General features: G+C 61.2%; 16 protein-coding genes. All 16 read right to left on the minus strand.

What is annotated here, in order from left to right; all coding sequences use genetic code 11:
* Positions 1 to 126 precede the first annotated feature (126 nt).
* The 16 genes from CKW22_RS02945 to fliS all read right to left on the minus strand — a co-directional run bounded on the left by CKW22_RS02945 (position 127) and on the right by fliS (position 21,798).
* Positions 127 to 4,989, minus strand: a complete 4,863-nt coding sequence (locus CKW22_RS02945) for a glycosyltransferase (RefSeq protein WP_095063723.1) — start codon at positions 4,987 to 4,989, stop codon at positions 127 to 129.
* Between the two features lie 79 nt (positions 4,990 to 5,068).
* Complete coding sequence (locus CKW22_RS02950) at positions 5,069 to 6,475, minus strand: glycosyltransferase family A protein (RefSeq protein ID WP_095063724.1); 1,407 nt, start codon at positions 6,473 to 6,475, stop codon at positions 5,069 to 5,071.
* Complete coding sequence (locus tag CKW22_RS02955) at positions 6,472 to 7,413, minus strand: FkbM family methyltransferase (protein WP_241380841.1); 942 nt, start codon at positions 7,411 to 7,413, stop codon at positions 6,472 to 6,474. Before CKW22_RS02955 ends, CKW22_RS02950 begins: the two co-directional genes overlap by 4 nt.
* A 5-nt stretch (positions 7,414 to 7,418) precedes the next feature.
* Positions 7,419 to 8,501 carry a class I SAM-dependent methyltransferase gene (locus CKW22_RS02960; RefSeq protein WP_256577277.1) on the minus strand — a complete coding sequence of 361 codons (1,083 nt, stop codon included), beginning with the start codon at positions 8,499 to 8,501 and terminating at the stop codon, positions 7,419 to 7,421.
* Positions 8,502 to 8,661: 160 nt separating this feature from the next.
* Positions 8,662 to 10,005 (minus strand): polysaccharide pyruvyl transferase family protein, encoded by a 1,344-nt coding sequence (locus CKW22_RS02965; RefSeq protein ID WP_095063725.1) that lies wholly within the window; start codon positions 10,003 to 10,005, stop codon positions 8,662 to 8,664.
* Positions 10,002 to 11,045 (minus strand): NAD-dependent epimerase/dehydratase family protein, encoded by a 1,044-nt coding sequence (locus CKW22_RS02970; protein WP_095063726.1) that lies wholly within the window; start codon positions 11,043 to 11,045, stop codon positions 10,002 to 10,004. Before CKW22_RS02970 ends, CKW22_RS02965 begins: the two co-directional genes overlap by 4 nt.
* Complete coding sequence (locus tag CKW22_RS02975; RefSeq protein WP_256577278.1) at positions 11,032 to 12,066, minus strand: class I SAM-dependent methyltransferase; 1,035 nt, start codon at positions 12,064 to 12,066, stop codon at positions 11,032 to 11,034. Before CKW22_RS02975 ends, CKW22_RS02970 begins: the two co-directional genes overlap by 14 nt.
* Positions 12,063 to 12,698 (minus strand): HAD family hydrolase, encoded by a 636-nt coding sequence (locus CKW22_RS02980; protein WP_033699482.1) that lies wholly within the window; start codon positions 12,696 to 12,698, stop codon positions 12,063 to 12,065. Before CKW22_RS02980 ends, CKW22_RS02975 begins: the two co-directional genes overlap by 4 nt.
* Complete coding sequence (locus tag CKW22_RS02985) at positions 12,698 to 14,527, minus strand: thiamine pyrophosphate-binding protein (RefSeq protein WP_033699484.1); 1,830 nt, start codon at positions 14,525 to 14,527, stop codon at positions 12,698 to 12,700. Before CKW22_RS02985 ends, CKW22_RS02980 begins: the two co-directional genes overlap by 1 nt.
* A 1-nt stretch (position 14,528) precedes the next feature.
* Entirely contained in the window at positions 14,529 to 16,058 is a 1,530-nt protein-coding gene (locus CKW22_RS02990) for an N-acetylneuraminate synthase family protein (protein WP_095063728.1), read from the minus strand.
* Positions 16,058 to 17,383, minus strand: coding sequence for a lipopolysaccharide biosynthesis protein RfbH (rfbH, locus tag CKW22_RS02995; RefSeq protein ID WP_095063729.1), 1,326 nt, complete (start codon positions 17,381 to 17,383; stop codon positions 16,058 to 16,060). The genes CKW22_RS02990 and rfbH overlap by 1 nt, the downstream gene beginning before the upstream one ends.
* Positions 17,376 to 18,443, minus strand: coding sequence for a CDP-glucose 4,6-dehydratase (gene rfbG / locus CKW22_RS03000; RefSeq protein WP_095063730.1), 1,068 nt, complete (start codon positions 18,441 to 18,443; stop codon positions 17,376 to 17,378). Before rfbG ends, rfbH begins: the two co-directional genes overlap by 8 nt.
* On the minus strand, positions 18,434 to 19,204 hold the full coding sequence (rfbF, locus tag CKW22_RS03005; RefSeq protein WP_033699490.1) for a glucose-1-phosphate cytidylyltransferase: 771 nt from the start codon (positions 19,202 to 19,204) through the stop codon (positions 18,434 to 18,436). Before rfbF ends, rfbG begins: the two co-directional genes overlap by 10 nt.
* Before the next feature lie 239 nt (positions 19,205 to 19,443).
* Positions 19,444 to 20,919, minus strand: a complete 1,476-nt coding sequence (gene fleQ, locus CKW22_RS03010) for a transcriptional regulator FleQ (RefSeq protein ID WP_033699493.1) — start codon at positions 20,917 to 20,919, stop codon at positions 19,444 to 19,446.
* Between the two features lie 168 nt (positions 20,920 to 21,087).
* On the minus strand, positions 21,088 to 21,381 hold the full coding sequence (locus CKW22_RS03015) for a hypothetical protein (RefSeq protein WP_033699495.1): 294 nt from the start codon (positions 21,379 to 21,381) through the stop codon (positions 21,088 to 21,090).
* A 15-nt stretch (positions 21,382 to 21,396) separates the two neighbouring features.
* Complete coding sequence (fliS, locus tag CKW22_RS03020) at positions 21,397 to 21,798, minus strand: flagellar export chaperone FliS (RefSeq protein ID WP_033699497.1); 402 nt, start codon at positions 21,796 to 21,798, stop codon at positions 21,397 to 21,399.
* Positions 21,799 to 21,821: the final 23 nt, after the last annotated feature.

Consider the following 21,821-nt stretch of genomic DNA (forward strand, 5'->3'; position numbering starts at 1 on the left):
TCTCGCGTGGCTGACCGTCATAAAAACGGTATGTTGCCAGCGGTGTAGCAATAGCCGTGCCGAAGATGGGGATTTTCGGATGCGCTGCCTCCCTCGCCCGCAATGGGCGAGGGAGGCCAGCCAGGCTCAATCCGGCAGCCAGGCCTTGCGCCAGTGATTCAGGTTGTCGCCTTCGAGCATCCAGCCGCCCTGCACCGCATCGCGCAGTGCATCACCCGCCTTCGCCGTCGCATCCAGGTCGGCAAGGTGCATGCGGATGGCCTCTACCCAGCTACGGAAACGGTTCTTCACCAGGGTGACCGGCAAGTCGCTGTAGCCCTGATAGCAACGTACGTCGCTGGCGATCACCGGGAAACCACAGGCGCCGTACTCCAGCAGGCGCAGGTTGCTCTTGCACTCGTTGAACAGGTTCTGCTCGACGGGCGCCAGGGCCAGGTCCAGGTTCATTCTGGCCAGCGCCGCGGGGTAGTGTTCAAAGGCAATGCCTTGGTGGAACTCATGCACATAAGGCCGCAGCTTATCCGGGCACATGCCGAAGAACACCCACTCCACCTCGTTGGCCAGCTCCCTGACCACGTCCGCGATCACTTCCAGGTCGCCCGTGTGGCTTGCGCCGCCCGCCCAGCCGACACGCGGTTTGCGCGACTGCCGGCGCTGGGCGTTGAGGCCTTTCCAGTAGCGGGTATCCAGCGTGTTGTGTACCACCCGGATATCGTCATGCAGGCCGGCAAAGGCCTCGGCCAGCGGCTGCGAAGAGACGACAAAGCGGTCCACATAGGCCAGGCCGCGACGTATGGAGCGCAGAATGTCCTTGGGCATGTGCGCCCTGTGTACGCTCTTGATCGGCAGGTTGGGCAGATAGTCGTCCAGCTCGAAGACCTTGAAGGCCTGCGAAAACGCGTGCATCCGGCGTATGTGCTCAATCTGCTCGTCGCCCACCTGGCGCTGCAGGACGATGCTGTCCGGCTGGTAGCGCTCCAGTTCGCCTGGTGCCAGGTGATTCCACGACAGCAGCCCCTCGGCCAGCCCCTCGCGGCTGAGCGCATCGAGCGGCTGGATGACCCGGTAGTTGCCACAACCCTGCCTGTCCGCCGCATGGGCCAGGATCGTCGGCAGCGGCTTCCAGGACGACAGCGGTCGCCAGCTCAGCTGGGTGGGCGCCAGGCCGAAGCCATTGGTGGACGACAGCGAGAAGTTCGGGTTGTAGAACGGGTCTCGCGCCAGTGCCGGCAGCCAGCGGGCATACAAGGCGTCTTCTTCCTCGGTGCTGGCCGGCGTTGCCGCATCTTCGCTGAGCAGCAATTGCACACGCGGCGTCCACACGTTCAGGTAGCCGGCACGGGACAGGCGCAGGCACAGATCGACATCCGCCCAGCGCTGCAGCTCGGGTGTCTCGTCGAAGCCACCCACCTCAAGGAACAGGCCCTTGTTCACCAGCAAGCACTTGCCGCTCACTGCGACATAGTTCTGGTCGACCTGCAGGCGCTGCAGGTAGCCAGATGCATCCAGCGGCTGCCCGGCAAAGGCTTCGCCAACCGGGCCGTTCAGGCCGAGCACGAAACCGGCATGGCTGATGGTAGCGTCCCCCGCCACCAGCTTGGCCCCCACCACGCCGACTTCCTGGCGCACGCCATGGTTGAGCATCTGCTGCAACCAGTCGCTATCGAGCACCGCAGCGCCCTCGTCCAGCCACAGCAGGAACTCACCACGCGCCTGCTCGGCGGCCTGGTTGCGCATGTGCGCAGGCGCCATGCCGGCAGGGAAACGCAAGCAACGAATGGCATCGGTGCCGAGCTGGGCAACGCTATCGAGCCAGCTGCTCACTGCTGGGCCGGCATCATTGCGCGCCAGCAGAAGCACCTCGTAGTTTCGATGGGGCGTCTTCTCCAGGATGGTTTCCATGCAACGCTGCGCCCGCTCCGTGCTGTTGCCTTGGAGCAGGATCAGGATGCTGACCGGCAAATCACCGGGGGCGCCGTAGTCGAGGTCATAACGCCCGGGCAGACGCGACTCGACGCGAGCCTGCGGAAAACCGCGTGCATGCAGATGGCGCTGAATGACCTCGCGCTCGTCCGGGCAGTCGCGCAGCGTCTGCGCATCGCTGATCAGCAACGGCTCGCTGATATGCCCCAGCCCCTCGAAACCGGCGGCCTCGATCAGGCGCAGGATGTACTCCAGCTCGAACGCCTGGCCTGCCTCCTGGCGGAAGCCGCCCATGTCCAGCCACACCTGACGGTTGAACAACCAGTGGCGTGACAGGCTCGCCGGCAAACTCAGAAGAAGATCAAGGTTGAGGTCAGGGCGCAGCGCAGCGCCCATTTCCGCGCCATCGCCACGCAAACCTTCATCACCATAAACGGCCCGACAGCCAGGCGCTGCCAGCAGATCAAGCGCGGCAATCAGCAGGCCGCTGGCAGTGAACTCAACGCCCGCCTCTACCAGCATGAACCAGTCGAACTCACCCGCCAGAACTGCCTGGTTGAGCTGGTCGCTGAGGCTGGCGTCGCTCAAACGCAGGCACTGCAGTTTGCCCTGGGCCGAAGTTGAGGGTGCCTCCCCCGGCGTCAGCGCGATGACTTTCACTGTGGGGTAAAGGCAGTTATCGCTGCTCAAGCTTTGCAGCGATGCTTTCAAGGCATCCGCATGCCCTTCAGCGTCCACCACGATGACCCCGATTACAGGCCCACCCTGATGGGCTTGCAGGCGCTGCCCGATCAGCCGGCTCTGCATGGCATCCGGAACGCGTTCGGCCAGCCAGTCTTGCAGTGTCAATGACTTGGGCTTTTCGCCCAGATGCTCCAGCATTTGCTGGCGCCCGCGCTTGACTTCATCACTGCCACAGTCGGCATGGCGTGCATACAACTCACGATACAGCGCAGGGTAATCTTGCAGTGCCTGCTCCGAACGTCGTGCAGGGGCATTGTCATCCCGGCGCATGCGCACTTGCACCGTCTCATCACGAACATGGTGGAAAGCGCTTCGAGCACATAAGTGCATGAGGAAGTCCCAATCCTCCAGACCTGTCAGTGATTCGTCGAAGCCCCCTACGGCCAGCGCAAGCGCACGTGGGCAGGCAAAGGTGTTGACCGGGATGTAGTTGTTGACCAGCAACCGTTCGCGGGAGTACGCCTCGTGGGGGTAGCGCTGCTCACGCGCCACCTCGGCCCTCTCGCCCGCCGTGATCGTTTCTTGAATGAACACCGCATCCGTATACACCACGCTGTCGGGGTGAGCCGCCAGCGCGTTGGCCAATGCTTCGAGATGACCAGGCAGGAACAGGTCGTCGTCGTCCAGATAAACGACATACCGACCACGGGCCAGGTGCAAAGCGGTGTTACGGGCAGCGGCAGGGCCGCGATTACGGCCTTGGCGGATGTACGTGACAGGGAAATCGTAATCAGCCAGCAGCGACTCGACCGGGTCGCCGTTGTCATTGACCAGAATGACCTCGAAGTCCTTGAAAGACTGGTGGCCAATGCTGTTCAGCGCATCGCTGAGCAATTGCGGGCGGTTGTAGGTCGTCACGATAATCGAGAACAACGTCGTTTCTTGCCGCCGCGCCTGCCCTTCCAAACGCTCGCAGAGCTGGCGCGCCCGGGCACCCAACTCGGAATGCTGCTCGCCAGGGTATTGCTCCAGACGCCGTTCGAGGTGCGCCGCCACCTCGCGCTCACGCCCGTAGAGGTGATGCTGCGCATTGCGCTCGAATACCCCCTCGACAATGGCAAGGTGCCCGATCAATGGCTCAACGGAGGCGTAGAACTGGTTCGACTCCTGCGCACCGTGCCAGCGATAGCTGACACCGGGCATATCGACATAGGCGAAATCGGGGTAACGCTCCGCCATCTGCACGACCATCTCCCAGTCACCGGCACCGTACGTCTTGCCTGGACTCCAGACCTGACAAAATGCCTCACGCCGGTAGATCACTGCCGACGGTGTCATGTAACTGTCGAAAATCAGCAGGTCAGCGACTTCATTGCGCCCACCGACATAATCGCCGTTGCGGTAACCGGGATGACGAGGCTGGTTCAACGCCTGCCCAGCGCCATTGACCCAGCGAATGCCGGTATAGCCAACCGCCACATGGGGCTGGCTTTCCAGCGTAGGCAACAGGCGCGACAGGTGGCCCGGGTTGAAAAAATCGTCGGCGGAAAGGAACGTGAAGTACCGCCCCTGTGCGATACGCAAACCATTGCGCCAGTTGTAGCCTGGGCCGAAATTGTATCGGTTACGGATGTAACGCACGCTCGGGTTGCCCGCGAATGCCGCCATTACCTCGGTGGTGTCGTCCGTGGACGCATTGTCCAACACCAGGATCTCGATATCGTCCACGCCCTGGTCGAGTACCGACTGGACACACTGGCCAAGGTAACGCCCGTGGTTGTAGGTCGGGATCACGACACTCAGCAGGGGCTCGATGTGCCGTACCGCAGCGGCATCATCAGCGATTGCGGTGGTTACCTTGTACAGCCAGTAGTCTGCCGAACAATGGTAGTTCCTGGAGTAGTCGCGATCTTCCGTATCTCGGGTGATTGGCCACGCTTGCGAGTCGGATGCGTCAGCATCGGGAAGTTTCAGGTAATCCAGGCAGACCAGCGAAGTACTGGGCTGGCCTTCCTTTGCCGGGACAAGGATTTTGCTGAAGGCGGCTTCTTCTTGCAGCGCCTCCCGTTGCTCGGCATTACCTAATAGCAGATATCGCTGTGCTTTTGACGGCAACTCGCACACCGCCTGGGCCTGACGAGGGTGGGCAATCAGAAGCACGCCATCGGCCTCTCCTGCGGCATCAGTAGCCCGCTCGAACAACAGCCCGTTGCTCAAGCCATACACCGTCAGGGGCTGCAGCGGCAATTTGCGCTGCAAGCCTTCCCAGTCCGCATCGGACAGCAGGAATGCCTGCTGATCTTCCAGGCAAAACCCAGCTACCCGTACTCGCCAAGGTTGCCCGGCACAACGCCCACCTGCGATCAAAGCCCAATTCGTCATGCTGTCACTTCCCAAAAATGGTTGCTCGCTTGCGTCAAGCGACACGGCGCCTGTCGGCACGTAGCCTGTATGTCGTGAATCACGCAGATGCCGTCAGGTCCTTCCAGGACACGACGCGTGCCGCTGCCCTGAGGTGCTGATGGATAAGCGCTTCAATGTAATGTTCATGATCCCGCTCGGAACTGATGACCACGACATCGCCCTCTTCCACGTGCTCACTCATCCAGGCCAAGGGCTGAATGGGTACGCCCAGCATTTCTCTGCCCTGGCGATTGATGTTGGAATCGATACAGGCAACGACCTGATCGCCGTTTTTCTCGGCTTCAAGAATCAGCAGCGCGGCGATGAAGGCACTACCGAAGATGATGATCCTGCGCCCCTCCAGGCCGGCCAGGATGCTCGAGCGTGGCGTTGCGGTGACTTTGCGCGCCCAGCTCAGAAGTTTCTCGGTAGCGCTGGCATGCCCGGAGGCCGACAGCGTGTTCAGTTGGCACGCCGGTTCGCCCAGCGACAGAAGCTGGGCCAGCAGAAACACAGGCAGGCCCGCCAGAAAGGCGTCGGGGGCCAATGCCATGTTGCGCTGCAGGCCGTCGGCCGTTTTACCAATCTTCTTCAAAATGCCGTTGTTGATCGCCCTCGCGGGCTGGGTCGTAATGGCTTCCTGAATAAAGAAGCGCGCCGTGAAGGCATCGAAATGCAGGGTTTCTGCCTCCAGCCCGGGAACGCCCTTGGCGATGTGCTTCAGGTCTCGATAGAGGGCGACCCCAGGCAGCGACAGGCTCGCCGCATGGGAGAACTGCTGGGTATGCACCCGACGGCGCAGCAAGGGCTGGTCAAGGTAGCCGATGGCATGCCGGCGATTGATGCGCGCCGGCATCAGCACGTCCTCGATGCCCGCCGTCTCCAGGGTTTTCTTGCGCGCAGCCGCCTCGCCGAGGCACGCGTGTACCGCATACAACTTGGGCAGTACGGCGCGCTCCAGCATCACACCGCTGGGCATCGGCCATAGCCGCTCCTTGAGGAAACTGCTGATGTATTCCCCGGGCGCGAAAATTCGCTCCGCGTCAGGCACGGTGCTGCCCCCGACCAGCGCATGGCCATCCTGATCAATGTCGCTGACGCGCGTCCACACCAGCCGCACCTCGGGGTGGCCATCCATGAAGCGCATCTGCCGTTCCAGCATGTCTTGCTCCATGACGTCGTCGTCATGGGTGACGATCACCCGTCGCCCCAGGGCGAGGTGATAAGCCGAACGGCAGTTGAACTCCACGGTGGAAACATTGCGCGAGTTCCTGACGTAACGAATTCGCGGGTCCTGCAGGCCCAGAATGAACTGCGCCGTCCCGTCACTGCTGCCATTGTCGAGAACCAGCAGCTCGAAATCCTCGAAGCTCTGGCCGAGCACGGCAGCGAGGGACTGCTTGAGGTAGTCCAGTCGGTTGTAAGTCAGCAGAGCAACGGTCAGCGGCGGAATGGCTGGGTTCATGGCATGGACCGCAGCAGGTCGGCGATCTGACGGTGCTGCTGCTCGTGCACAAAGACGAAGTTGGTTTCCTGGGTTTGCTCGTCAATGCCCGGGCAGGGGTGCAGCCCCTCTTTGCTCAGGGTAAAGGCCTGATAGCCGATACGACCAAGCCGCTCCACCACCTCGTTGGGGTGGTAGTCGAACTGCCTGGCCCACTTCCTCAACAGCTCGATCAGAATCACCGGCTTATGGCGAGCGAGCATCGCCTCGCCGCCCTGGATCACCATCAACTCCGCACCCTCTACATCGCACTTGATGATCTGCGGCGCCAGCTCATGCTGCGCGCAGAAGCTATCCAGCGTCGTGGCCGGGCAGGACACCTTCTGCAGGCTTTCCTGGCTGCCCGGTTGCCCGGCCAGCACCTGGGAAGTGGCGCCGGAACAGTTGGGCGTGTAGAGAAACTCCAGCGTCGCCTGCTGGTTCGAAAAGGCCAGCCGGTGCGCCTCTATGTTGAACAAGCCGTTGTGGCGGATGTTGCGCTCTAGAATCTCATGGGTATGCGGAATCGGTTCGAAGGCGTGAATCCGCGCCGAGGGGCAGTGCCGTGCCAGCGCCAGGGCATACCAGCCGCAATTGGCGCCGATGTCTAGAACCACCCCGTTTTCCGGGGTGATGGCTTTGAGGAACTCGGTTTCCAGTGTTTCATAGGCACGGAAGTTCATCAGGGTGCAGGGCACCAGGTGCTGGTCCTGGGGGTCGAGAAACAACTCGATCTGCTGCGAGCGGGAACGCACGAAGACGCCCTCCGGCAGGATACGCAGAGACTCCACGTCGGTACCGGCGAGGAACTCGGGGTACTCGAACAGGCTGGCGTGCCGTACGTGGATGGCCTCGATGTAATCCTGCTTGGCAGATTCCCCGGCCTCGTAGGCCGCACGGATGTGGTTAAGCGTGTTCATCGGCATTACCTGGCTCCGGTGGCGAGGCTGAGGATTCTGCCGCGCCAGTCATGTTGCTGGATCAGTGTGTCGCGGATCTCTGCAGCGTAAGTGGTACTGGCAATGAACACAGTGGCCCCCTGGTGCTGCGCCAGCTCATCGGGGCCGGTAATGGTCACACCGAGCAGGGGTTTGCCCTGCAGGTTCCTGTTCCGGTCGACGATGCCGCAGATATTGGCCTTGCCCAGCCGGGTATCGCAGAGCAACCGGCTGGTAAGCGCGCCAGCGCCCCAGATCAGCACCGGCTCGGCACTGGCCTCCAGTTGCTCGGCCAGCGCTTCCACCGGGCGCAATACCTGCCGCGACAGCTCGACATAACTGAGCAGGCTGGCAGCCGCCACAGCATCAAGCGTGAAACGCTTCGCTGCCTTGGTCGTCTTGCGGTACATGGCCAGCAGGTAATGGTTGTCGTAGAAATCGTTGTGCTGGGAGATGACCGTCACTTTCTCGAAGCCGCTGGCAGCCAGCAGGTTGTCCAGGCTGACGGCACTGAAGAAGTTGATGTGCTCCAGCGCAAACTCGAGGAAGGGCTCAGCCGGCGGCGTCTTGCCGAAGGCCTCGGCATCGGGAACCGCGATGAACAGATAACCATCGTCCGCCAGCAGCGCCGCAATCTTGGCCATGCTGTTGCGCAGGTCGGCAATATGCTCCAGCACGCCGCAAAGGCTGATCAACTGGAAGCGCTCTTCAGTGACGAAAGCATCCACGGTCGCGCTTCTGATCTCCACCCCGTAGATTTCGTGCGCCAGCTTGGCTGCAGCCGGGCTGGGCTCCATACCGAGCAAGCGCTGGAAGCCTGCCTGTTTGAAATGTGCAAGGAAATGCCCCATGCCCGAACCGATATCGAGAATGCGAGCATCGCTTGCCAGGTCTGCATGTTGCTGGACGAAGTGGAAGAAATCCCCGTGAATACGCGCCAACCCGGGCGGCAGGTCGGTATGCAGGTGATGCTCGACGTTCTGATAGAACTGATCGAGCGCCGACTGATCCGGAATGTCGCTGGCGTAGGCAAAACCGCAGGTGCGACAGGCCACCACATCGTAATGCACGGCCTGGGGAAGCCCCGGGAACAGAAAATGCTGACGGTGCAGTTGCTCTAGATGGCTTCCGCTACAAATTTCACACGCTCTCATATCGCCTACCCTGAACTTTACGAACGGCCTTGCCAAAACCGAAAGACGCAACAATAACTGGCCAAATAAAGCGGTTTTAACCCGCCTGTGTATTGAGACGAGAACGGTACCAACGTTGGGAAATATCACTGATCTGGGCAAGCTTCAAAAAGGTCTCGTCCGGAATCCCGGCGCAAATAGCAAGTTGCTGCTCCAGGTTGAACATTTCTTCGGGTGAGTAACGCGGGACGCGCTCCTCGCTGGCCACCTGCACGTCAGGCTCAGGTTCCCAACTATCAATAATCGAACCCGCTGCATCGATATTGCCGTCGAGCCCAAGCGTGCGCAGCGTCTGAACGAATCGCGCATAGGCATCTTGATACCGCGAAAGCGTCGCGGTGTAGTCACAGCGTGACAAGAAGAAGTTGATATCCATTGACGCGGGTAGCTCATGCTCCGCCACAAACGGCAGTGAGAAGAACTCGCACATTTCCCGCACCCTCGAATCGTGCGCAATGAACACGGCAGGCTTCCCGGCATGCAGCGCCGGCGTCAAACCATGCATGCGGGCACCGAACACAAAATCCATCGAGCCGAGGAATGCCTTCCACAGGCTATAGTTTGTAAAGTAGCGAACGCGCTTTTGTTTCAACAAGGCCAGCACAGGCGCCAAGTCTTTATAGAAACGCCGCGCCGCATGGATATCAGCCGCGCTGACCTTCCCGGGGTAATAGAGCGCCTGCGCAAGCAGGCCAAAGACCTGCTCGACATAGTAATAATCGTGCTGACTGGCCAGGCGCAGAACGTCGTCGATGCGGCTATGACGATTGCCCTGATAGTTCGAGTAGCACACCGCAACCTTTTCAGGGTTGTGCGGCACCTCCAGCAAGGACGTACGCAGCGAAGGGCCATTCAGGTAGAGGGACGGGCAGCCTAAAGGAACGGCATTCTTGATCCCGAGGCTATTCAGCACGTCCGCTGAATAATAACCGCGCGTCCCCACCACCGGTGACCGATCGGCAATCACACTCAGGTAGCGAACCACGGCAGGAGAAAGCTGCTTGTGGAAGCCGGGCTGATAATCGTACTCCCTGGCTTGAATGGATTCACCAAGACTGAAAAAAGGAATTTTCAGTTTCTCGATAAAGTCCGTGACGTACGCGTAAGGGTAACCATCCTGGTCATACGGAGGCGGCGCAATTCTGCAAGGAATGAAAAATATCACCTTGGAAAATCGTTCATTGACCTCTTCTGCGGTCATCCGAAAATTCCACGCCTCAACATGACGCCCCGAGGTCAACATGGCGCCGGCATGAGCGTAAACAATATCCCCAATATTGATGAATTGAGAATGATATTGGTAGTTGGCCCCGGTCTTTCTAATGCCCTCAGGCGGAGGGAGGTAACCAATGAGTGTCGGACGCGAATCGGGAGCGGTCATGTATGGGCCTGCAAGAGTCGGGACAAACCCACATCCAAAGGTGTGAGTGGCGCCCACCCTAAAGCGCGAATTTTGTCGATATTGAAATGCCCGGCGTTTCTCACGGCAGGTGCCGGGCCACTGCGCGCCTGCGGCCTGACCGTGAGCTGCCCTGCCTTACCGGCTGAGGCAATCAACTTTCCGGCCAATTCCAGGATGCTGGTTTCCTGCGTTTCACCGACGTTGTAGGCATGGCCCGCTTCGCCCCGGAACAGGATGTGGAACAGCCCGAGCACGGTATCGGAGACATAGCAGAACGGACGCGAGGCGCTTCCATCGGAATCCAGCTGGATATCCCGGTTGTGAAGGACATCGGCAAGCAGATCGGAGATCGCCCGGCCATCGTCCAGCCGCATACCCGGCCCATAGCAATGGGAAATCCGCGCAATCCTGGCATCCACACCGTATTGGGTGTGGTAGGCCTGGCACAGCGTTTCGGCCAAGCGCTTGCTCTCGCCGTAGCAGGCCCGTGGAGCCAACGGGTCTTCCCGGCCAAAATCACCTTCCGCGATCGCATCGGTTTGCCAAGGGTTGTCGCCGTACACCGCACCACTGCTGAGAAACAGAAAACGTGCCTGCTTGTCCCGGGCCAGCTCAAGCAGTGCCCGGGTGCCATCGGTATTGGCACGGATCGTATCGACCGGCCGTTGCAGATAGTCCTTGGGGCTGGCAGGGCTGGCGGCATGGACGATGAAATCCAGCGGTGCAGCAAGGCCGCAGGGCTGGGTGACATCCTGGATCAGAGGCGTCACTTCGCCTGGAATATCCAGCCAGGGCATGCGCTGACGCAGTTTTGCCAGGTCCCGCGCCAGGGCGTACACGTGCACCTTCGCCTGAGGCTGACGCCGATTGAGCCAGACGAGGGCTTCGACGACATGCCCACCAATGAAGCCCGAGGCGCCAGTGACCAGAATATGACGGCCGTGCAGGGCTTCCCAGGGCAGCAGGGCTGCGAGCATCCCGCTCAAGTCCGCAGCGAGAACGGGATCAGGCGTTTTCATAGATGCTATCCAGGCCAATGATGCGCTGCGCTGCAATCCCAAGGTCAAGCAGGTGCTGACGGATGTCCGTGGCGAAGCGAATGGAGCAGATGAGGATGGGCAACTCCGCGTGCGCTTGCGGATCGTAGGCACACACCACGTGTTTACCCAGGCGCTGCCCCCATTTGGTTTCTGATGAGTCCAGCAGGGCGTGGATATCCAGCGACTCGGCAATCGGTGCCAGATAATTGAGGTAGTCGCCGCCAATGCCGTACACCAGGAACGGGCCGCCGGTTTGTTCACGAAAACGCTGCAGCAGACGCTGCTCGCGCTGCTCAGCCGCAGGCTGCAGGCGGGCGACGAGGCGCACCGAGTCCGAGTAGACCGGCGATTCGTAATGCCCCACGGACAACGCTTCGCAGGTAAAGCCGCAACGTGCGAGCAGCAGGGCCAGCGACGCCGGGGTGAACTGGTGCAGGTGCTCGGGATTGCGATCACTGGCCAGCAGCGGATGCCCGGCCTGGTTCGGCACCTCGATCAGCACACGCCCGTCCGCACTCAGAAGGCTCGCCCAGGCCGCAAGCTCCTGCTCGGGTCGAGCAATATGCTCCAGCACATGGAAGGACACGATCAACTGGTACGGCGTTGCCTCAATCTCGCTGGCTGGCGTGTGGAATACGCGGTCAAGTTTCTGCGTCGCCAGCACCCTGTCCTGCGACAACTCCACACCCTCATAGGTGACGGCAAAGCGCGCCTTGATCTCGCGCCCGAGTTCACCTTCCGCACAGCCGACTTCGAGCACGCGTTCCTTGCCTGTCTTCAGCAAGTCGGATACCGCGGCGACACGTTCACGCATCTTGCGCTTGAACCAAGGCGTGTTCAGATCGTTACGAGCGACCAGCGTTTCATAGTAGCCCGCCTCGTCCATCGGCATCCGCCAACGATGTCCACACAGCCGGCAAGCGGTGTATTGCGGGCGGGGCAATACGCGCTCGACCGTTGCGCAGCAGGGGCATGTGTTGGCTGTAGCGGCTGTGTTCATGCGCGCACCAGGCGTTCCAGCAACTGTTGCGGCGAAGGCAATGGCTGCTCATGACTGGCAAATTGACCATAACCCCAAGCGACTGGCCAGAACTCGACACCATTGGCCGCCGCTGCACGACCGTCTGCGACGGTATCGCCAATGTAAAGGGCCGATTGCGCGGCAATGCCGCCATCCCCCAGCAAGGCAGCGATCATGCCGGCCTTGTCCGTGTAGCGATCAGGGTAGGAGTCACTGGCATACACGTCGCTGAACAGCCCTTGCCAACCCAATGCCGCAATGATGCGCTGGGTCGGCAGCAGACGTTTGTTGGTCGCGATGGACAGACTGAAGCCTTGCTCGCGCAGCTGCTCCAAGATCGCCTGGCAACCCGCATAGGCCGGTGTTTCCAGGCAGGCTTCGGAATCGTAAATGTCCTTGAACGAGGCGCTCAGGGCATCCAGCAATGCTGCGTCGTCACTGCCGCTCAGTGTCGCCAGCGTCTGGCGCAAGGGCGGCCCGATCAGGCTGGCGTCTATGGGGCGCATGGCCTGCAGCCCGTGCGCCTTCAGCACACGGGTAAAGCAGACAAGAATGGCCGGCGCCGAGTCCACCAAGGTGCCGTCAAAGTCGAACAGGACGTGGCGTTTCATCAATTGACCTGCTGCCGAACCTGGCGCGATACCGGGGCGATGTTGCCAGCCATTTCTTCCTCCAATACCGCCAGCGGCAGCAAGGGGCTCATGTCTTCCAGCGGCATCGAGGTCATCGAGCCATCCGCCTGCGGAATTGCCGCAACCTTCGGGCTCAACGCCTCATCTTTCATCAACACCACTTCCACGATCATCGGACGCGGCATTTGCACGGCCTCGGCCAGGCCCTGCTCCAGCTCGGCGGCATCGCTGATGCGCTTGAACGGCAAGTGGTAGGCACGTGCCAGTTCTTCCAGGTCCGGCATCCACAAGCCCGCCTCGGGGCCGGTGCCGACATAGCGGCTTTCGAAGTAGTTGCGCTGGGTGTTGCGAATCGAGGCATAACCGCCGTTGTTCATCACCACCAGGCAGATCGGCAGGTTGAACCCGCGCAGCGTGGCCAGCTCTTGAATATTCAGTTGCAGGCTGCCATCGCTCTCCACCGCCACCATCGGCTTGCTGCCGTTGGCGAAGCACGCACCAATCGCAGCGGGCAGGCCGTAACCCATGGCGCCCAGGCCAGAGGTCAGGAATACACGCTGGCCTGGGCGATTGCGGAACACGGTGTAGAAGACCTCGACCGCCAACCCCGAGCTGCCGGTGCTGACCAGGGTATTTTCCGGCACGGCGTTGGAAAGCGCGTCTGCAAACTGGAAGTGGCTGATTGGCCCGCTGGCCGCGAAAGGCTTGCCGTCATTGACGCCATAGCGTGACTTCCAGTCGCGGCAACGTGCCAACCATTGCGGGCGGTTGAACGAGGCACCTTTCAGCGAAGCGGCCAGTGTTTCGATGAAGCTGGCGGCATCGCGGGTAACGGCGACATCGATGTCCATGTCGAGCTTGGCGATCTCGTTGGCATCCACATCCACGACGATCTTGCGTGCGTTGCGCGCAAAGTCGCGCGGCGCATAGGCGGTGATGATGTTGTCCAGACGACAGCCGATGGTGATCAGCAGATCGGCATTCTGTATTGCGAAGTTCGGTGCACGCAGCGCTACCACGCCTGGGCGACCGACATACAGCGGGTGCTCGTGAGGCAGCAGGTCCATTGCATTCCAGGTCGTCACCAGCGGCACGCCCATGCTTTCGATCAAATCACGGAAGGCTGCAGCCGCACCGCTCAAGCGAACGCCATGGCCGGCGAGGATCAGCGGCCGCTGGGCACCGTCAAGCAAGCTGCGGATCTGCTCCAGCGTTGCCGCGTCCAGCGCTGCAACGGGTGCTGTGGCCTCGTCCCAGCCCACCAGGCTGTCGGCATCGATCGGCGCGCCCTGCACGTCCAGCGGTACGTCGATCCATACCGGGCCGGCACGGCCATCTCGCGCTACAAAGACAGCGCGCTCCAACTCGCGGCGGATGTCTTCTGGCTGCTGGACGGTCACCGCATACTTGGTGATCGGCTCGACCACGCTGACGATATCCACTTCCTGCACGCCCTTCTGCCGAAGTGGCGCGCCACGCAGCAGGTCGGCACGCTTGACCTGGCCGGAGACGACCAGCAACGGCACCGACTCGATCCAGGCACCGGCAACGGCAGTCACCGCATTGGTCGCTCCCGGGCCAGTGGTGACCATCGCCACACCGATGTTCTCGTTGATCCGGCAGTAGGCTTCGGCGGCAATCGCGGCGGCCTGTTCATGGTGGCAGGCCACCACATCCAGGTTGGGGTGCTTGCCGACCGCGTCGTTGAGGTGCATGGCACCTCCGCCTGGCAACAGGAAGACGTGCTTCACACCCAGATCGGCAATGAAGTCAGCAATGTAGTCTGCAACACGATAGGGGCTTGGCACGTCAGTCCATCCAATAGCTCAAGAGGGTTTTACGATCGCGATTGGCATTGATCGCTTCGTCGGTATAGAACGAATCATTGCTGAAATGCGTGGAGGACAGCTCTTCGATAATGGCCCCACTCTCGCTGTGGAAGGCATGGCGAACACCCGGCTCGACGGTGACCACATCGCCCGGACGGCAGACGCGCTTTACCCCGTCCAACTGCAGCGTCAGCTCGCCATGCAGGACGTGGAAGGTTTCTTCCTTGCGCTTGTGGTATTGCTCAGGGTGCTGTTGGCCTGGCAGCAGCATCAGCAGTTTCTTGCAGTAGCCGCGATTGACCACCGTGAGCATGGTCAAACCGATTTCGTCGAACTGCTCCAGGCCATAGTGGTGGGAGATCTCCAGGTCGACCCGCCCCGGCACCACTACATGGCTGCCGCTCAACTGTGCGCGCACTTGCTGGACAATCGCCCAGACCTTGTCACGCACATCACGCCGCGTGCTGTTCTGCGTGCTCAGTGCGGCATGCTCAGGGATATCCGCCTGGGCAGTGAAGGTGGCGTACTTCGACCAGTCGTTGGCAGTGACCTGCCCGTCTTGCGGCGGGAAGGCAAAATACACGTCGTCTGCCTGCACCACCTCACCCGCGGCAATGGGCCTGCGCGCAAACACACCACGACGCAGGGAGCGCAGGCTGTCGCGTTCACGCTCGTTCACCGGCAGACGCTGCTCGCCTTCACCACACAGCAACAAGGCATATTGCGCCGCTTCCAGCCAGCGCCGAACCTGCTCAGGGCTTGCCGAGTAGGCGTTGATGGGGAATTGCTCGGTGGGCAAGCCGACGTGTTTCTCGAAAATACGCGCGCCCTTGGCCAGCGCGATCTTGACGATATCGGTGTTGTCCGGGTTTTCATGGGTGGAAAAGCCCACGCGCACGTCAGGGTAGCGCCGACGCAGAAAATCCACCTGCGACAGGTGCATGTTGGCATCCGGGGTCGGGTACTCCCCTACGCAATGCAGAATGGCGAAACTCTTTTCCCGGTGGGCCAGGAAGCTGACCAGACGATCGAGCTCATCCAGGGTCGAACCGGCCGTGGAGACGATCAGCGGCTGCTGAGTCTGTACCACGCGTTCCAGCAACGGCCAGTCGCTCATCGAGCAACTGGCGATCTTGATCGCATCCAGCCCCTGCTCTTCGATCACGCCTACCGATGCCTCATCGAACGGCGTGGACAGGCAAAGGAAGCCGTTGGCACGGATTTCCGCCACCAGGGTATCGAACTGCTCACGGGACAAACGTGTCTCGCCGAAACGCTTGATGTACTTCACATCGTCACGGCCGCGCATCGCCGGGTGAATGAAGGTATCCAGGTCACGGTATTGCAGCTTGAAGGCAAAGCGAAACGGGAACGCCTTGCACACCTCGGCAAATGCGCGAATCAGCGCCACGCCATGCGCCACATCGCCCATGTGGTTGTTGGCCATTTCGAGGATGAACAGCGGTTTGTCGAACAACGTACCGGTGTTGGCGGAAGAGGCAGTGCTCATCAGTGGGTTCCTCGATTGAGCCAGGTTTCGATGTGACTGGCCGCATGTTCCAGATGGTCATCGCTCAAGCCCGGCCAGAGGCCGATCCAGAACGTGTCGTTCATGATCTTGTCGGTGACCGGCAGTTCGCCGGAAACCCGGTAGTTCAGCCCCTGCATGTAAGGCTGGCGCGTCAGGTTGCCAGCGAACAGCAGGCGGGTACCCACGCCCTGTTCATCCAGGTAACGCAACAGATCGAGGCGCTTCACGCCGCTGCCGTCGCGCAGGGTAATCGGGAAGCCGAACCAGGAGGGGTCACTGTCGCGGGTGGCCTGCGGCAGGATCAGTTGGTCTGCACAGCTGGCCAGACGCTCGCTGAGCCAGCCGAAGTTGCGTTTACGCGCAGCGACGAAATCATCGACCCGGTCCATCTGCGCCAGCGCGCAGGCGGCCTGCATGTCGGTGATCTTCAGGTTGTAGCCCAGGTGCGAGTAGGTGTACTTGTGGTCGTAGCCTTGCGGCAGGCCACCCAGTTTCCAGCAGAAACGCTTGCTGCAGGTGTTGTCTTCGCCGGGCGCACAGTAGCAATCGCGGCCCCAGTCGCGGTACGACTCGATGATGCGCTTGAGCAACGGCGAGTCGGTGAACACTGCCCCACCCTCGCCCATGGTGATGTGGTGCGCCGGGTAGAAGCTGAGCGTGCCGATATCGCCGAAGGTGCCGACCATGCGCCCCTGATAGGTGGAGCCCAGGGCATCGCAGCAGTCTTCGATCAGCCACAGGCCGTACTTGTCGCACAGGGCGCGGATCACGCCCAGGTCGAAAGGGTTGCCCAGGGTATGGGCGAGCATGATGGCCTTGGTCTTCGGGCCGATGGCCGCTTCGATCAGCGCCGGGTTGATGTTGTAGGTGCCCATCTCGACATCGACAAACACCGGTACCGCGCCAAACTGCAGGATCGGGTTGACGGTGGTCGGGAAACCGGCGGCAACGCCGATCACTTCGTCGCCGGGCTTGATCGCGCGGTCGCCGAGACGTGGCGAGGTCAGCGCGGAAAACGCCAGCAGGTTGGCCGACGAACCCGAGTTGGTGGTGAGTACGCAGCGACGGCCCAGGTACTTGGCCAGGCGCTTCTCGAACGCTTCGTTGAAGCGCCCGGTGGTCAGCCAGCCATCCAGCACGGCCTCGGTCATCGCCTGCAGTTCGCCCGCGCCGATCACCTTGCCGGCAGGCGGAACGCTGCTCTGCCCCGCCACGAAGGGTTTCGGCGCCATCTGCAGATCGGCATAGCGCCCGACCAGTTCGGCAATCTGTTGGCGCAACTGCTGCGCCGTACTGTCACTCATGGGATCCGCCTTGGTGAACCGCGATCTGCTCGCGGGTAACGATGTTCATATCACGCCCTGCGCGCCAGGCCAGATGCCAGTCCAGGGTCTGTTTCAGGGTGTCATCCAGCGACCAGCGGGGCGACCAGCCAAGCATCTGCCGCGCCTTGCTGGAGTCCAGCGCCAGCAGGCCGGCTTCGTGCGGCTGGGCATCGCCGGCAACCGACCAGCGCGCCTCGCCTGGCCAACGTTCGGCAAGGCGCCGGACGATCTCGCCGACGCTGGCCAGCCCTGCGCTGTCAGGGCCGAAGTTCCACGCTGCGGCGTGTCGCTCGGCATCGGTCAGCAAGCCCTGCGCCAGCTGCAGATAGCCCATCAGCGGGTCGAGTACGTGCTGCCAGGGGCGCGTCGCATCGGGATAACGCAAGATCACCTCTTGGCCATCCTCCCAGGCACGCAAGATATCCGGCAGCAAGCGCTCGGCAGACCAGTCCCCGCCCCCTAGCACATTGCCAGCGCGCGCCGTACCCAGGGCCACGCCGGTGGTACGCAAGAACGAATCGCGGTAGCTCGCGCACAGCAGTTCGACACAGGCCTTGCTGCTGCTATAGGGGTCGAAGCCGCCTAGGGCGTCCTGTTCCCGGTAAGGCCAGGGCCATTCGCGGTTGTCGTAGCATTTGTCGGTGGTCACCACCAGCACCGCGCGTACCGAAGGCGTGGCACGCACGGCCTCCAGCAGGTTGAGCGTGCCCATGACGTTGGTTGCGTAGGTGTCGCCTGGCGCACGATAGGATTCGCGCACCAGAGGCTGAGCCGCCAGATGCAGCACCACCTCCGGCTGGAAATCCTTCAAGGCACGAGCCAGGGCCGAAGCATCACGGATATCGGCGAAATCGCCGGCTATCTGCTGCTGCAGCTGCGCGGCCTGCCACAACGATGGCGTGGTCGCGGCAGGCAAGGCAAAGCCGCGCAGTTCGGCGCCAAGCTGGCGCAGCCAGACGGCCAGCCAGCCGCCCTTGAAGCCGGTATGCCCGGTCAGCAGGACTCGGCGCCCAGCCCAGAATGCCGGGTTCAGCGCCATAGCTGCCATGCTGCTTCGCCGTTTTTCCAGTGTTCTTCAAGCAGCATGCGATCACGCAGGGTGTCCATCGGCTGCCAGAAGCCACGGTGCAGGTGGCTCATCAGCTGCTCCTCCTTGGCCAGACGACGCAGCGGCTCGTATTCCCAGGTGGTGTCGTCACCTTCGATGTAATCGAGCACGGCCGGCTCCAGCACGAAGAAGCCGCCATTGATCCAGCCGCCGTCGCCCAAGGGTTTTTCCTGGAAGCCACGTACCTGCTCGCCCTGCACATCCAGCGCGCCATAACGCCCCGGCGGCTGCACGGCGGTAACCGTGGCCAGCCTGCCGTGCTGCCGGTGGAAGTCGATCAGTTGGGGGATATCGACGTCGGACACACCATCGCCGTAAGTCAGGCAAAAGGTTTCATCGCCAACATAGTCGCGGACACGCTTCAGGCGGCCCCCGGTGGCGGTGTTTTCCCCGGTATCCACCAGCGTCACCCGCCAAGGTTCGGCGTGGCGGTTATGGATATCCATGCGGTTTTCCGCCATGTCGAAGGTGACGTCCGACATGTGCAGGAAGTAGTTGGCGAAGTACTCCTTGATCACATAGCCCTTGTAGCCCAGGCAAATGACGAAGTCGTTGATACCGTAGTGCGAGTAGATCTTCATGATGTGCCAGATGATCGGCTTGCCGCCTATCTCGATCATCGGCTTTGGGCGCAGGTGGGATTCTTCGCTGATGCGTGTGCCCAGCCCACCGGCCAGAATGACTGCTTTCATTATGCTGTTTGTCCGCATTGGTCGGAGGGGTGACAAAAAACTGACCCCTGGCCCTTTATGCTATGCAAAGCAAAACGCATGCCTGCTTTATGCTGGCATTCGCTGCGGAATCGGTTTTATAGGCGAAGGGAATCGAGGCAGGGCTTGGGATGTGTGACAGGGAGGAAATCGAGCGTCGCATGGGCGGCGCTCAACTAATGGGCGACAGAAAAACCGAGGCGAAAACCCCGGCCCAGGCGTCAATCCTCCGCCTGGTCCTCGCCGCCCTGGCGGCTCATGCCGTACTTGCGCATCTTCTCCACCAGCGTAGTACGGCGAATGCGCAAACGTTCAGCCGCGCGCGCAACGATACCGTTGGCGTCGTCCAACGCCTGTTGAATCAGGCCCTGTTCCAGGCTACCGAGGTAGTCTTTCAGGTCCAGCCCTTCAGGCGGCAGCATCGCAGGGTTGCTGAAGTTCGGCGCGTGGCCATTGATTGCCACGCGCTCTTCCAGGTCACTGCGCAGGCTGTCGACCATCTGCTCGTCTTCGTCATCGACGTAGCGGAATTTTTTCGGCAGCTCGGACACGCCAATCACCCCGTACGGGTGCATGATCGCCATGCGCTCGACCAGGTTGGCCAGCTCGCGCACATTGCCGGGCCAGCCGTGGCGGCACAGCGACATGATCGAAGCCGAATTGAAGCGGATCGAGCCGCGCTTTTCGTGCTCCATGCGCGAAATCAGCTCGTTCATCAGCAACGGGATGTCTTCTACCCGCTCACGCAGCGGCGCCATCTCGATGGGGAACACGTTCAACCGGTAGTACAGGTCTTCGCGGAAGGTGCCGTCCTCGATCATGCTCTCGAGGTTCTTGTGCGTCGCAGCGATGATGCGTACGTCGATACTCTGGGTCTTGTTGCTACCCACGCGCTCGAACGTACGCTCCTGCAGCACACGCAGCAGCTTGACTTGCATCGGCAACGGCATGTCGCCAATTTCGTCGAGGAACAGGGTACCGCCGTTGGCCAGTTCGAAACGCCCGGCACGGCTGGTGATCGCCCCGGTAAAGGCGCCCTTCTCGTGGCCGAACAGTTCGCTTTCGAGCAGCTCGGCCGGGATCGCGCCGCAGTTGACCGGCACGAACGGCGCTTCGCGGCGCTTGGAGTGGTAGTGCAGGTTGCGCGCCACCACTTCCTTGCCGGTGCCGGACTCACCCAGAATCAGCACGCTGGCGTCGGTATCGGCCACTTGCTGCATCATCTGCCGCACGTGTTGGATGGCACGGCTGGTGCCGACCAGGCTGCGGAACAGGTTGGGTTCGCGCTGGCGGCCACGCTCGCGGGCCTGGTCGTACATCTCGCGATAGACCTGGGCACGGTGCAGCGAATCCAGCAGCTGGCTGTAGCTTGGTGGCATTTCCAGGTTGGACAGTACCCGGCGACGAAGGTCTTCCGGGAGCTCGGCAGAAGAAATTTCACCTAAAAGCAGAACAGGAAGGAACTCATCCCAACCCGCCACTGTCTTAACGAGCCCTAGGAGATTGCCCGGAGCGTTTACAGCGCCGATGAGCACGCACAGCACTTCACGACTCGAGGACAACGTCTCGACCGCCTGTTGCCAGTCCTGGCTTGAGCAAGCGAGGTTTTCTTCGCCGAGAAAGTTCAGCACCACCGCAAGGTCGCGGCGGCGCGCGCTGTCGTCATCGATCAGCAGAATCTTGGTTTCACGCCACATGCAATAGCAACTTCCCTAGTCATATCGGCGCCCTGCAAGGGCATGCTCGACATCATTCCGACTGAATGGTCAGTGTTCGGACGTCTGAAATTCGAAAACAGCCACTAGTAAAGTCAAAAAGGCCCAAACAGTCAAATTTATGGCGCCTTTTATTCAGTTGTGCGCATATTAACTGAACAGATGATAAACCTTCGAAGCATTTTTCGCTTGGTTGATCTGCATCATCTCTTCGGCAATTGCCTGGCGTTCACCGGTTGTCACATCGATCAGGTTGCGGTAGACCCGCAGCACCCCTTCCAACTTTCCGCGCAGCAACACCTGGTCCATCGCGTGGGTTTCCAGTACCTCGTCGATGCACGCGCGGCACGCCACATCCAGCTTGGCAATGGCATCCCAGTCACGTTCACCCAAGGCGCCGATCAGGGCATCACAGGTGTCATCGAGGCGTTGCAGTGCGGTCACGGTAATCTCCTTCCGTCAGCTGGCGGGCTGGGCGTCGGCGATGCCGTCCCAACCGCTTTTCACGGTAATCAGCAGCTGGGCAACTTCGTCGATAATGCCGGCATCGTTGTCGACGTTGGCCTGCATCAAGCGGTTGGTCATATAGACGTAAAGGGCGTCGAGCTTTTCGACGTACTCCGGGTTTTCGCTCTTTTCAGGCAACAACCCATCGCGCAGGCCGATGATGATGTCGATCGCCTTGCCGAGCATCAGCCCCTTTTCCGCGATGTCGCCACGGGCCATTGCACCCTTGGCCTGAGCCATGCGATCAAGGCCACCCTCCATCAGCATCTGCACCAGGCGATGCGGCGTGGCTTCGGAAATCTGGGCATGGGAATTGACCTTCTGGTACTGACGAAGGGCTCTCATGGGATTCATCTTGCGACCTCGTGACGGGCAGG

The sequence above is a fragment of the Pseudomonas sp. Irchel s3f19 genome, from assembly GCF_900187555.1.
In the GTDB taxonomy this organism is placed as follows: domain Bacteria; phylum Pseudomonadota; class Gammaproteobacteria; order Pseudomonadales; family Pseudomonadaceae; genus Aquipseudomonas; species Aquipseudomonas capeferrum.

What these genes read in the sequence shown, in the direction of transcription:
- CKW22_RS02945 (WP_095063723.1), bottom strand. Translation starts at nt 4,989, where the DNA reads ATGACGAATTGGGCTTTGATCGCAGGTGGGCGTTGTGCCGGGCAACCT.
- CKW22_RS02950 (WP_095063724.1), bottom strand. Translation starts at nt 6,475, where the DNA reads ATGAACCCAGCCATTCCGCCGCTGACCGTTGCTCTGCTGACTTACAAC.
- CKW22_RS02955 (WP_241380841.1), bottom strand. Translation starts at nt 7,413, where the DNA reads ATGAACACGCTTAACCACATCCGTGCGGCCTACGAGGCCGGGGAATCT.
- CKW22_RS02965 (WP_095063725.1), bottom strand. Translation starts at nt 10,005, where the DNA reads ATGACCGCTCCCGATTCGCGTCCGACACTCATTGGTTACCTCCCTCCG.
- CKW22_RS02970 (WP_095063726.1), bottom strand. Translation starts at nt 11,045, where the DNA reads ATGAAAACGCCTGATCCCGTTCTCGCTGCGGACTTGAGCGGGATGCTC.
- CKW22_RS02975 (WP_256577278.1), bottom strand. Translation starts at nt 12,066, where the DNA reads ATGAACACAGCCGCTACAGCCAACACATGCCCCTGCTGCGCAACGGTC.
- CKW22_RS02980 (WP_033699482.1), bottom strand. Translation starts at nt 12,698, where the DNA reads ATGAAACGCCACGTCCTGTTCGACTTTGACGGCACCTTGGTGGACTCG.
- CKW22_RS02990 (WP_095063728.1), bottom strand. Translation starts at nt 16,058, where the DNA reads ATGAGCACTGCCTCTTCCGCCAACACCGGTACGTTGTTCGACAAACCG.
- rfbH (WP_095063729.1), bottom strand. Translation starts at nt 17,383, where the DNA reads ATGAGTGACAGTACGGCGCAGCAGTTGCGCCAACAGATTGCCGAACTG.
- rfbG (WP_095063730.1), bottom strand. Translation starts at nt 18,443, where the DNA reads ATGGCGCTGAACCCGGCATTCTGGGCTGGGCGCCGAGTCCTGCTGACC.
- rfbF (WP_033699490.1), bottom strand. Translation starts at nt 19,204, where the DNA reads ATGAAAGCAGTCATTCTGGCCGGTGGGCTGGGCACACGCATCAGCGAA.
- fleQ (WP_033699493.1), bottom strand. Translation starts at nt 20,919, where the DNA reads ATGTGGCGTGAAACCAAGATTCTGCTGATCGATGACGACAGCGCGCGC.
- fliS (WP_033699497.1), bottom strand. Translation starts at nt 21,798, where the DNA reads ATGAATCCCATGAGAGCCCTTCGTCAGTACCAGAAGGTCAATTCCCAT.